This is a genomic window from Cyclobacterium sp. L-R, assembly GCF_056859355.1.
In genome coordinates, this window is the sequence record NZ_JBSXOH010000041.1 from 20,717 (window position 1) to 33,069 (window position 12,353).

Annotated in this window: 13 protein-coding genes; 11 read left to right on the forward strand and 2 right to left on the reverse strand. The window is 36.7% G+C overall.

Annotated elements, in window-relative coordinates; genetic code table 11:
- The first annotated feature begins 7 nt into the window (after nucleotides 1-7).
- The 5 genes from AC13EX_RS04025 to AC13EX_RS04045 all read left to right on the forward strand — a co-directional run bounded on the left by AC13EX_RS04025 (nucleotide 8) and on the right by AC13EX_RS04045 (nucleotide 5,812).
- The gene (locus AC13EX_RS04025) at nucleotides 8-1,039 is read left to right on the forward strand and encodes an NAD(P)-dependent alcohol dehydrogenase (protein ID WP_482891640.1); all 1,032 of its coding nucleotides are present in this window, start codon (nucleotides 8-10) and stop codon (nucleotides 1,037-1,039) included.
- Nucleotides 1,040-1,051: 12 nt separating this feature from the next.
- The gene (locus AC13EX_RS04030) at nucleotides 1,052-2,071 is read left to right on the forward strand and encodes a serine hydrolase domain-containing protein (RefSeq protein WP_482891641.1); all 1,020 of its coding nucleotides are present in this window, start codon (nucleotides 1,052-1,054) and stop codon (nucleotides 2,069-2,071) included.
- A gap of 257 nt (nucleotides 2,072-2,328) precedes the next feature.
- Nucleotides 2,329-4,269 carry a glycoside hydrolase family 97 protein gene (locus tag AC13EX_RS04035; protein ID WP_482891642.1) on the forward strand — a complete coding sequence of 647 codons (1,941 nt, stop codon included), beginning with the start codon at nucleotides 2,329-2,331 and terminating at the stop codon, nucleotides 4,267-4,269.
- Nucleotides 4,270-4,426: 157 nt separating this feature from the next.
- Nucleotides 4,427-5,242, forward strand: coding sequence for an AraC family transcriptional regulator (locus AC13EX_RS04040; protein WP_482891643.1), 816 nt, complete (start codon nucleotides 4,427-4,429; stop codon nucleotides 5,240-5,242).
- 75 nt (nucleotides 5,243-5,317) lie between these two features.
- Nucleotides 5,318-5,812: a VOC family protein gene (locus tag AC13EX_RS04045; RefSeq protein ID WP_482891644.1), complete on the forward strand. Its 495-nt coding sequence runs from the start codon at nucleotides 5,318-5,320 to the stop codon at nucleotides 5,810-5,812.
- 412 nt (nucleotides 5,813-6,224) lie between these two features.
- Here AC13EX_RS04045 and AC13EX_RS04050 read toward each other — a convergent pair whose 3' ends face one another.
- Entirely contained in the window at nucleotides 6,225-7,361 is a 1,137-nt protein-coding gene (locus tag AC13EX_RS04050) for a DEAD/DEAH box helicase (protein ID WP_482891645.1), read from the reverse strand.
- A gap of 548 nt (nucleotides 7,362-7,909) precedes the next feature.
- On the opposite strand from AC13EX_RS04050, the gene gloA2 reads away from it, so the two are divergent.
- From gloA2 to AC13EX_RS04080, 6 genes are all read left to right on the forward strand, one after another.
- On the forward strand, nucleotides 7,910-8,296 hold the full coding sequence (gene gloA2, locus AC13EX_RS04055) for an SMU1112c/YaeR family gloxylase I-like metalloprotein (RefSeq protein ID WP_482891646.1): 387 nt from the start codon (nucleotides 7,910-7,912) through the stop codon (nucleotides 8,294-8,296).
- A complete protein-coding gene (locus tag AC13EX_RS04060) occupies nucleotides 8,293-8,898 on the forward strand; it encodes a DapH/DapD/GlmU-related protein (protein ID WP_482891647.1) in 606 nt (201 codons plus the stop codon). Before gloA2 ends, AC13EX_RS04060 begins: the two co-directional genes overlap by 4 nt.
- 68 nt (nucleotides 8,899-8,966) lie before the next feature.
- Nucleotides 8,967-9,605 carry an MOSC domain-containing protein gene (locus tag AC13EX_RS04065; RefSeq protein WP_482891648.1) on the forward strand — a complete coding sequence of 213 codons (639 nt, stop codon included), beginning with the start codon at nucleotides 8,967-8,969 and terminating at the stop codon, nucleotides 9,603-9,605.
- Nucleotides 9,606-9,698: 93 nt separating this feature from the next.
- Nucleotides 9,699-10,310 (forward strand): sterol desaturase family protein, encoded by a 612-nt coding sequence (locus AC13EX_RS04070; RefSeq protein WP_482891649.1) that lies wholly within the window; start codon nucleotides 9,699-9,701, stop codon nucleotides 10,308-10,310.
- Between the two features lie 196 nt (nucleotides 10,311-10,506).
- Complete coding sequence (locus tag AC13EX_RS04075) at nucleotides 10,507-10,758, forward strand: hypothetical protein (protein WP_482891650.1); 252 nt, start codon at nucleotides 10,507-10,509, stop codon at nucleotides 10,756-10,758.
- 124 nt (nucleotides 10,759-10,882) lie between these two features.
- The gene (locus AC13EX_RS04080) at nucleotides 10,883-11,398 is read left to right on the forward strand and encodes a hypothetical protein (protein ID WP_482891651.1); all 516 of its coding nucleotides are present in this window, start codon (nucleotides 10,883-10,885) and stop codon (nucleotides 11,396-11,398) included.
- Between the two features lie 45 nt (nucleotides 11,399-11,443).
- Here AC13EX_RS04080 and AC13EX_RS04085 read toward each other — a convergent pair whose 3' ends face one another.
- On the reverse strand, nucleotides 11,444-12,319 hold the full coding sequence (locus AC13EX_RS04085) for a bile acid:sodium symporter family protein (RefSeq protein ID WP_482891652.1): 876 nt from the start codon (nucleotides 12,317-12,319) through the stop codon (nucleotides 11,444-11,446).
- Between the last annotated feature and the right edge of the window lie 34 nt (nucleotides 12,320-12,353).

Consider the following 12,353-nt stretch of genomic DNA (forward strand, 5'->3'; position numbering starts at 1 on the left):
CTTAACGATGAAAGCAATAATAAGCACAGGGTATGGATCAGCGGAGGTTCTTCAAGTACAAGAAGTACCAAAGCCAATACCTAAGGAAAATGAAGTTTTGATAAAAGTATATGCCGCTTCGGTCACCAGAGCTGGAAGTATGATGCGCACAGGCAAGCCTTATATTGGTCGTTTATTCTTAGGTCTGTTGAAACCCAAGAATCCCATTCCAGGAACTGGCTTTGCAGGAGTGGTGGAAGCAATAGGGAAAGGGGTGAGAACTTTTAAGGTAGACGACCGGGTATTCGGAGAGTCTCTTGAGAATTATGGTACACAAGCAGAGTATCTATGTCTACCTGAAGGTGGAATAATTACCACCCTACCTAATAATATGACTTTTGAGGAAGCCGCGCCAGTTTGCGATGGAGCCTTAACCTCCATTAATTTTCTAAAGGAATTGGCTGAAATAAAACCAGGAAAAAAAGTTTTGATCAATGGCGCTTCAGGGAGTTTAGGAACTTCAGCAGTACAGCTTGCCAAATACTATGGTGCTGAGGTGACTGGAATCTGTAGTACCCAAAACATTGAATTGGTCAAGTCATTAGGTGCCGATCATGTTATTGATTACACGAAACAAAACTTTTCTAAAAATGACCAAACATATGACATTATTTACGATACCATAGGGCAACTGTCATTTTCAGCATGCGAAAGTTCTTTGACTGAAAAGGGAATGTATGTCTCACCTGTACTGGGAATGCCACTCCTTTTCCAAATGCTACGGACCTCAATTTTTGGAAGTAAGAAGGCAAAGTTTTCTGCTACAGGATTAAAACCCGTTGCTGAATTGAAATTACTATTTAATGAAGTAAAGGAGATCATTGAAACAGGTAAACTAAAATCAATTATAGACAAGAGTTATCCCTTAGAACAAGTTGGAAATGCCCATAGGTATATTGATAAGGGCCATAAGCGAGGGAATGTAGTTTTAGTCATGGGACATAAAACGGACAAACTGCCGATAGCTAAACCGCAATTAAATAATAGCGAATCGGTTTGAAACTTTACGGTTATGAAACGAACAAAACAAATACTCAGAATAGTATTTATCCTTGCAAGCATAGGTTCTTTGGCCTTTGTACCGTGGATTTTGGTTAAGGCTTGGATAATGCCATTACCGGACACAGTTCAGGATCAAGTAAATGAAGCAATTGACTATGGCTTTGATGGAATGGTAGTCTATGTGGATAAAGCAGGCCAGTCACCCGCATTGTATACAGCCGGCTGGCATGACCGGGAAAAGAAAATACCTGCCCGTCCAGATGCCCTATTTAAGATTGCCAGTATAGGCAAGCTATATGTCGCAGTTGCTATCGCTAAATTAGCGAATGACAAACGTTTGTCTTTGGACAATACCCTTGCTGATTACTTCCCTGAACTTGTGGGGAAAATTGAATTTGCAGAAAGAATTACTTTGAGATTAATGGTGCAACACCGATCTGGTATACCCAACTTTATCGATAATCCTGCTTACTGGGAAAATCGTCCGAATTTCAATAAGGAAGCACTTGAATTAGCCATTGAAATGCCGGCTAGTTTTGAACCAGGTGATGATTATGAATATTCGAACACCAATTACTTGTTGCTTACCCAGATCATTGATAAAGTTGTGGGATACAATCACAACCAATTTATCAAGGAGGAGATTTTAATACCACTTGGACTAAACAATACTTTTGCTTCACTTAGTGAAGTAAATATAGACGATGTAATGAGTGGCTATTATGTGGGGGAGGAGCAGGATTTTAAGACGGAGGAACAAGGAATGTTAGCCACAGCAGCTGATGTGGGTACATTCTTGAGAGCATTAAACGATGGTTCACTGTTTGAAGAAGGGGAACAGGAAATCTATTCCTCAATTTATGTGTATGAGCATACCGGTTTGATTGTTGGCTATCAGAGTATTGCAAAATACTTCAAAGACATTGATACGGTTGTGATTCAATTTAACAATACAACTAACTTTGATGGTTATGATTGGAATCTTGCAGAAATCATATACAGCCGTATAGTGAAAATAGTAAGGGACTAAAAATATTATGCTTTTTGGCAAATATTAGTGGATAAGATTGCCGCATTGCTATAGACCTTAGGCTGACCCAGTAAAATTACAGGCATTCCCATTATGTTGGAGAAAATCCTTTTAAATACCTTAAAAGCATATTAGATTGAGGTATTATTTCTAGGTGATATTATTGCGACAGATGTGGCCTCCATTAAACCCGAAATATGCAACACTCATTACGAATCCTATTACATAATCCGGGTTAAAACAAAAAACTTGCCAGTATGAAGATTAAGATTTCCATAATATTGGTTTTATTGGCTTTTGTATCTTGTTCAAAAAAAAGTGATTATCATTTGTTATCTCCAAATGGGGTGCTGCAGGTCAATGTTTCAAATATTAACAATTCCAGTATTTTTACTGTAATTAATGGTTCGGATACGATTCTGGAAACCTCCATAATAGGACTAAAAGTAAACGGTATTAGTTTTGTTGAAAATGTATCTTTTAGCGATTTAAAAAAGAAAGAGATTAATGAAACCTGGGAAACCATAAATGGTAAACAAGCGATTGTCAACAACCATTACAATGGATTTAATTTCAAAGTTTCAAAAAACCAGTCCTCATCTTATTGGTATGAAATTGAGTGCAGGGTTTATGATGATGGTTTTGCCTATCGGTATATTTTCCCCTCTGAAGCCATTCAAGACAGTGTAAAAATTGATCAGGAATTAACCAGCTTAAATTTCAGAGGTGACTATTCCTATTGGGCATACAATGGTGAAAAACACAATGTAGGACCTGTTCTCAGGACGGAAAAAAGTATTAAAGAAGTTAGAACTCCTATTGTTATGCAATTTCATGACAATGGTTTTATGGCCATCCATGAAGCAGAAATAATGGAATTTGCTCCTTTTACCATTGCTGCTTCGTCCAATGACAAATCACTTGGTTTCCATATAGCCTATTCAAAACGCAACCAACCTTTTAAGACCTCTTGGAGGGCTTTAATGTTGGGAGAAAAGGTGGGTGATTTGGTTGAATCTGACTTGGTGGTGAATCTAAATGAACCCAGCAAAAATCAAGACTTTTCATGGGTAAAGCCGGGTAAATCTCTGTGGGATTGGCGTGTTTTGGGTTACAAAGCTGCCGATGGTTTTGAATATGAACTTAATACAGCATCCCATAAAAGAATGATTGATTTCGCTGCTGAAAATAATATTCAGTACTTATTAATTGATGCTGATTGGTATGGGGATGAGTTCAATGAAAATTCTGATCCTACCACTACAAGAGAAGGAATTGACATTGTAGCATGTATGCAATATGCAGCCGATAAAAATATTGGGATCATCCTTTATTTAAATGATGTGGGGGCTAAAAAATTTGGACTGGAAAGGGTTTTGAAGCAGTTTTCAGAATGGGGTGCCGTTGGGGTGAAATATGGCTTTATGAAAGGCGGGCCAGAAGAAAAGGTGAAGAATACCAGGGCCATTGTAGCCCTGTGTGCCAAGTATAAATTAATGGTAGACTTTCATGACAATCCAATTCCCCCAAGTGGAGATAGAAGAACATGGCCCAACCTTATTACCAAAGAATTTGGTCATGCTCAGGGAGATGCCAAATATTCTCATTTCCCCGAAACAGCTATCAATCAAATTTTAATTAATCAGATTGCAGGGCCTTTGGATATGACCAATGGATGGTTTGATTTAAATACTGCACATATGGGTAGGCCTAAAGTTTTCGAGGAGCTACCAGGAACTGTAGTTGCAGAAGTAGCTAAGCTTATTACCATCTATTCTGGATGGATGGTATTGCCAGATAGCCCTGAAGCCTATTTGAAAAAAGAAGATTTGTTTGACTGTATTCGGAAAATGCCAGCACAATTTGATAGTTTTAAAGTGCTGGATGCAGCATTGGATAATTATGTCAGTATTGCCAGAAAAGCAGGAGAGGATTGGTTTATAGGCTCCCTTTCCAATAGAGAGGCTCGCTCGATTACATTGGATTTAAGTTTTTTGTCGAAGGATGAAAATTACGAGGCAATACTTTATGAGGATGCCGAAAATTCTAATTTCCTTACCAACAAAGAATCCTATACAATTCGAAGACAGGAAGTTAATGCTAAAACCAAACTTGATGTCCGAATGGCTGAAGGTGGGGGGCATGTGATGTATATTAAAAGGATTTCGAACGAGTGGGAAAAAAGAAATGTCCACTAATGTTACATTGAATTGGGAGAGCAGTTTTCGAACCATTAGCCTTATTTACTTTCAGCCTGAGCCTTTAAATAGCTCGCTTAACCCTACTATTTTAATTGCTCCATTCTCCAAATAGCTTAAAACCTTATTCTTCACGAAAAAGACTTTCAAAGAAGCCATGAACTACCAAACATTTCAACCACATCCAGATTTACAAGCACTTGTAAACTGCTATTGGACTTTAGAGGTTCCTGCTGAATTGGATGGCCAAAAGCAAAGGATTATACCTGATGGCTGTATTGAAATGGCTTTTATCCTGGGAGATGACATAAAACGCTATACTTCGGAAAGTGAATTCATTATTCAACCACGTGCAATGGTGCTTGGGCAAACAATAGAACCTTTTTATATTGAGCCAACAGGTTATGTCAATACTTTTGCGATTCGATTTTACCCTTATGGTTTTGCAAACTTCGTAACCATTCCGATTAAAAACCTGGTGAATAAGGAAACGCCAATTGAATTGTTGTTTGGTGCAAAAGACGGCAATGTCTTAGAAAAAAAGATAATTCAGGCAAGCGATAGTAGGAAACGAATAGGGATAATTGAAAGGTTTCTTTTAGATAAGATGAATGAAAAATCAACTATTGATTCTATCGTAAAATCGACCATTGATGCCCTGTTATTAACCAATGGAAGTGCTTCAATAGGTGCAATTCTTAAAGGGGATCTATCCAAGAGGAGACAACTTGAAAGAAATTTTTTGAAACAAATAGGTGTTAGCCCAAAGCAGTTAGGTAAAGTAATCCGATTACAAACTGCGCTAAAAATGATGCTCAACAAAGAGACTGAAAACCTCACCAATATCGCTTATGAAAGTGAGTATTTTGACCAAGCCCATTTTATAAAAGACTTTAAAGAGTTTACCGGCATCAACCCGAAAAAGTTTTTAGGCAATGAAAGTATGGCACTTTCTACCCTTTTTTACAAATAGTCTGGCTGACGCATTTTTACAATTTTGGTCTTTACTAGTGTTCTAAATTTGTATTGTTATTATTAAGATGACAATATGAACAAAGCCTTATTTTATACAGCCACATTACTAAGCTTTAGTATGATGGCCTGCAACAGCCAAAACGAAACCAAAACCGAAGCAATAGCGGTTGACACTCAGGTAAATCAAAAGAAAAAATATATGAAAAGCCATGTTTCAATTTTTGAAATTCCAGCCACGGATCTTTCAAGAGCAGTAGATTTTTATCAAGCAATTTTAGGCATTCCCATTGAGAAAATGGAGATGCCAGGTATGGAAATGGGAGTATTTCCATACGAAGAACAAATGGTTACAGGCGTTATAATGAAAGGGGAAGGGTACAATCCCTCAGCTGATGGCCTTACGCTGTATTTAAATGGTGGAGATAACCTTCAAAATATCCTTGGTAAGGTCGAGGGAAATGGTGGGAAAATCATTGTTCCGAAAACAGCCCATGCGGATGAAAGTGGATTTTTCGCCTTGTTTTTAGATACAGAAGGAAATAAACTTGGTCTACATTCGCCTAATTAGACAGAATAAGGTGATGAACAATGCATTGAAACAAAAACGGTCCGGGTTTTAATCCGAACCGTTTTTGTCTTTAATTGTGTATATTTCTATTGGACATCAAAGCAGAATATCTATTTAATTTAACAATGAGGTCAATAGAATTTGCTCTTATTACGCTTTAACCCGGATTATGTGATAGGATTTCTCCGCCCTGACAAGGTCAGGGGTGATGCCTGTCCCGTGTTTACGGGAAGTGTTGCAATCGCAAGAAAATCAGGCCGTTTGGAGATTTTAGCATAGCACCGCTATGGTGAAATTGAAAATAGCACCGAAGTGGCTGATTTTATAGCGTTTTCATCAAGTAATAGAATGTCTATTGCATATTTCGGGTTTAAGTGGGCTGGTATTATTGGCCCAAGTAGTAACCGTAAGGTTAAAAATCTAAGGTTTCACTGTCCACCATATCGATATAACGCTTCATTTTCTTCAGAATTACTTTGAAGTGGTGGGTTTCATCTCTTGTTACAAAAGTGATGGCCAAGCCCTCAGTTTTGGCTCTCCCAGTACGGCCTACTCGGTGTACAAAGTCCTTAGGAGATCTAGGCAATTCATAATTTATAACATAAGGAAGCTCAAGGAAATCAATCCCTCTAGAGATCAAATCTGTAGCCACCAATACTTGTATTTTTCCGGATTTGAAATCCTCTAATGCCTTTAATCTTGCAAACTGACTCTTCTTCCCATGGATTGAATCTGCTTCAAACCCATTATTGTATAGCTTTCTAGCTACCGCATCTGCTTTAACCCCAGAAGAGGTAAATACCAATACTTGGCTCATTTCATTTTCTCTGAGTAAGTGTCTTAGCAAAGGGCCTTTGCGCTCATCACTCACGAAGTAGCCAGATAAGTTTATCAATTCCACATCTTCAGCATTGTCCTTTACTTCCACAACTTCTGGATTTGAAAGCAATACACGGTTGATTCCTGCCAACTGATCACTTAATGTTGCCGAAAACAACATGTTTTGCCTTTTGCCAGGCAAAAGCGCAAAGATTTCTTGCATTTCTTTTTCGAAACCAAGATTTAACATCTTATCAGCTTCATCTAACACTAATGTTTCCACCTTTGATAGATCTATAGCACTGGACCTTTGTAAGTCTAGCAATCGTCCTGGGGTGGCAACTAATATGTCCACTCCGAAAATAGCTTTCATTTGAGGATTGATGGATACACCACCATAGATGGCCATAGATTTGATCGGATGGGGTAACTTATGAGACAATTCTTTAAATACTTCGACAACCTGAATAGCCAATTCTCGAGATGGGACTAGAACCAGAACTTTTGGCTGCCTACTTTTTTTAGGCGCAGGTCCATAGGCCATTTTATTCAATATTGGCGCCACATAACTAACTGTCTTGCCTGAGCCTGTTTTAGCAATTCCTAGTAGATCCCTTCCTTTGATTAACACAGGGATGGCTTGAGTTTGAATAGGCGTAGGGCTCTCATATCCCAGAGAAGTAATATTGGATAGTATCGAAGGATGGAGCTTGAGTTTTTCAAAAGACATGTTTCAAATTTATATTTAAAGACTTGTGGCCTGAACCATATTATAATAGTACGAAAAATAAAGAAAATCCTTCAAGAAGTAACCTTTTACTATCTGCCAAGTTAAATAAGTAATTAAGAAGCTGAGCTTAATGCAATGCTTTTTAATTATTTAATAACTAAAGGGACTGATAAATTATATTTTAAGAACTTTTGGAAGAGGTAATAAACGCCTCAATTAATCGCCTCAGTTTTCCAAAGTGAGGCTGGCTTGGTATGCGAATCAAATGCTTTAATTATAATAGCTGAAAGCAATGTTTAATTATTGGCAATAGTGATTGAAGTATTTCGTGTCCCGGAAATGATTTCTAATAGGACGATTAAAATAGATTTTAGGTGCATTGCACTTTAATCAGGCATTTTGGAACAAGCAGCGATGAAATTTACTTTCATGTAGGCAACAATACTTATTAATCCATTAAATTAGTAATGCATTCAAGGATAAACACCACTTAGGGATAGGTATTTTCCTCCATTGTACATTACCCACAGCAACCAAAAATAGATATAGTGAAAATTGAAAAGCTACACCACATCGCAATAATTTGTTCGGACTACAATAGATCTAAAAAGTTTTACACCGATATTTTAGGATTTACGATTGACAAAGAAATCTACAGAGAGGAAAGGCAATCCTATAAACTTGACCTTTCCTTAAACGGGCAATATTTAATCGAACTTTTCTCTTTTCCAGACCCACCATCAAGACCCTCAAGGCCCGAAGCGAATGGTCTGAGGCATATTGCTTTTGGAGTAAAGGATATAAACGAGGCGATTGAATATTTGAATTTAAAGGAAGTAATAGCAGAAGAAGTTCGAATAGATGAATTCACCAATAAGAAGTTTACCTTTATAGCTGACCCAGACAACTTGCCAATCGAATTTTACGAAGTATGATAAATATTGGGCAATATATTGACGGGTTTAGTTTACTTTTCCCTCAAAGCATCAATAAAGCGCCTTGGGAGTTTGTCAACGACTTGGAAAACACCATTAATGAACGAATATCCAAACTGTCATCTGAATATAGGATTGAAGACAATATTGCAATACATAAAACGGCAACGATAGAACAAGGCGCAATTTTGAAGGGGAGCCTAATTATTTCTGAAAATTGCTTTATAGGTGCACACGCTTACTTTAGAGGGCCTATTTATTTAGGTAAATCTGTTAAGATCGGTCCGGGTTCAGAAGTCAAACAATCGATAATTTTAGATCATTCAGCGGTGGCCCACTTCAACTATATTGGGAACAGTGTAATAGGCAAAAACATTAATTTTGAAGCAGGTTCAATTTGTGCCAACCACTATAATGAAAGACAGATTAAAACGATTTTCATTAAGCATAATGGACAGCTAATTGATACAAAAACAGAAAAATTCGGGTCATTGGTAGGCGATAATTCTAAAATTGGTGCCAATGCAGTATTGTCTCCAGGTTCAATTTTAGAAGTAAACAGTACCGTCAAAAGACTCGAATTAATTGAACAAGTAAAGTAATGAATAGGGAAGGGTCAAAGCATTGTTATCCTTCTTCGTATATAGGGAATTCTTGAAAATAACAGCCTATGAAAATAATCTCAACGAATATTGGAACACCAACTACCTTTCTTTGGAAAGGCAAGGAAGAAACAACTGGCATCTATAAAAAGCCTACAAATGAACGGCTCTATTTAACGAAAAACGATGTTTTAGGTGATGAGATTTCCAATCGCTTGAATCATGGAGGCTATTATAAAGCCTGTTATTTGTTTTCTGCTGAACAATACCCCTACTGGAAGGATTTGTATCCTGATCTTGATTGGTCTTGGGGCATGTTTGGAGAAAACCTTACAGTTAGTGGATTTGATGAAAGAGAGGTGCTGCTGGGGGCGATTTATAATGTAGGGGATGCCGTGGTTCAGATTTCCCAATACAGAGAACCCTGTTATAAGTTTGGACATAAATTTGGAACCCAAAAAGTACTTAAGCAATTTATTGAACATGGTTTTGGAGGTACTTATGTAAGCATTCTAGAAGAAGGACATGTTGGCATTGGTGACGAATTTATTCTGGTAGAACGGCCTGAAAACAGTTTAACAGTGGCATCCTTATTTCAACTGGTATTCGCAAAAGAAAAGAAACAGGAATTGCTGAAAATTGCAGCTAAAAGCAAAGCAATTCCTCTCAAAAAGAGGATTTTATTAAGCAATTGTATTGAAAAGTAGGGTTAATAATGCCTAGATAATGGAAATATTCTTTATGCTGTGTATATTCTATTTTTAGCTTAGGAATTTCAAATACAATTAGCTTTAACTTATTTGGTCGATTTAAACAGATTAAAACAAATTTATAAGTTTGGCAAGGAGCTTAGTTTAAAGGATATCCAGGTTTTATTAAAGGCTTCAAAAAATGGTTCATTTAGCAAGAAAGAGCTTCTCATAAATGAAGGCTCCAAAAGGAATGATGTTTTCTATATTAAAAGTGGTTTGGTTCGTTGTTTTAACATCAATGACAAGGGAGAAGAAATTACCTTAAAATTAATCCCAGAACATCAGGTTGTGGCCAATGTTGATTTGATTTTGTTTAGCCAAGCCTCCAGATTTTTTTATGAAACAATTACCGAAGCCATGGCTGTTCCTTTAATTTTATGTTTGATTCCCATGCATCCTTTTTCATTGATATTTTTTGGGTTATTGTCTTTTTGTATTAACGTTTATGGGCATTTAGGCTATGAAATTGCACCAAAATGGTTCAGGAACTCTCTTTTATTTGAAGTCCTCATTAGCTCAACTTATCATAATCTTCATCATGCAAAACCTAAGGGGAATTATGGTTTGTATTTTAGGTTTTGGGACAGGTTATTAAAGACGGAAAACCCAAATTATAGGATGGATTATGATCGAATACAAAAAAGAAGGTTTGGCCAATAGTAGGCTGGTTTATTATACTTGGTTCAAAATAAAATTCTTTTAAATCATTATTGTAAAATATTTAATTGTTATATTAGGATAATATATAGAATTAAAACCTATTGGTAGTGGCTTCTCTACCTTTCCAGGAGTGGGTTATCCTTTGCAAATTTCAGCTTGATTAGCCTGCAATTATTATCAAAACCCTAAAATTTACATGATGGAAGAATTAAAAAAACGCAATGCTTTCTACATTGGAGGGCTTGTTGCCATACTTTTGGCCAGTTATTTTTCATGGACAATGTTTTTTCTATTCCTAAGCCTTATTTTATACCCAATAGGGGTCATTCTTGTTTTGCTTTCAAAAAAGAAATGGTGGATAAAAGTGATTACAATTCTTTTGCCATTGACCTTTACGCTTCCAACCTCAGTGATGTTAAAGGATTTTTTTGATTCTCTTGGCTCTTAAGTAAGCGAAAATATCTTCCTACATTTATACTTTCGGACGGCTTTACAAATTAAAAGCCTTTTTAGATATTTTGAATTTATTGGGTCTGCCCTTTTTATTCAAAGCTATGGACTAAACAGAAAAGATGGGTAAACAAAAACTAATTAACCGACTAAAGAAATATTACCCAATGGAAAGGTTTCATGCTTTTGTTTCATTTCCATTGATTTTTATTTACCTCATTTTTAAGAATTCCATATATGATATTGTATTTCTACTATATGGTCTCTTGATCTGCATAGTAATATTGATCCAAGGACAACACTACTGGAAATTGAAATACTATCGATTGATAGAAAAGCCTTTCAATCAAGAAAAAAACTTAAACCTTTTTAAAAACGCAAAGAAATTAAATTTACTGTTGATAAGGTTAATACCTGTAGTTTTTATCATCCAACTTTTTTTAAATAACTGGAAAATTATCCCAGAAAATTTAATGCTTTGGGCTGTTTTAGCCAATTTATTTGGCATTTTTGAACATATCAATTACTACAACCGGCAGTTGATGGTTGACAATTCATCAGACATGGCATACATAAAGCGGAACAGAAAATTGAAAGTTGCCAGTCTGGCAAAAGATTTAAAGGAAAACCAATTCTAAAAACAAGTTTTAACATTCCAGCAATAGGAGCAATTGATTTCACAATCAATTGCTCGCCAATTCTGGCTTTTCATTTTTCCCTGCAAATACGATTACCAATATGGAGGCAATAAACATGATCAGACTGTAGATGACTACAGGGATCACCATGGCGGAATTTTGCAATAAGGTGGCCGCGATCATGATGCCAAGTGTGCCATTTTGAATGCCTGATTCAATACTAATGGATATTTGTTGCTTGTAAGGCAATGCAAAAAGCTTGGCAAGCAAGAAGGCAAAACCGAAGGTAAGCACATTCAAGATCAAGGTAACTGGACCTGCTTCGGCAAAGAAACCGATAATATTGTCTTTCTCCTTAAAGATGGCACCACCTACAATGATTACAAAAAACACAATAGAGGCGATTCTTACTGTTTTATCAGCTTTTTGGGAGAGGGCAGGAAAGAGATGTTTTAAGAACATACCAATGGCGACTGGAACTAGCGTCACACCGGTTATTTGGACAATGGTTTGTAAAACAGGTAGTGCAACTATTCCTTCTTCACCAAAAAAGATAATTGAATAGTTGATGTACAGAGGAATGGTGATGATCGTTATGATAGAACTCATTGCGGTGAGGCTGATAGAAAGGGCCGTGTCCCCTTTGCAAAGGTGGGTAATCATATTGGAAGTAGGTCCTCCAGGGCAGCTTGCAATGATCATAACACCTACAGCCATAGTACCTGAGAGACCAAAGGCAAGGATGAGGATAAATCCCAAGACCGGTAACATAATTAATTGACAAAAAAGACCAAGACTTAATGCCTTAGGGGAAACAAAGATGTTTTTAAAATCCTTTATACTTAGGGTTAGTCCCATGCCAAGCATAATAAAAGCCAGCGCTAAAGGGAGAAAAACAGCAGTTAACACATTACTTTCCATAGTTGTTATTTTGGGTGGTTTTATTTTATTACTT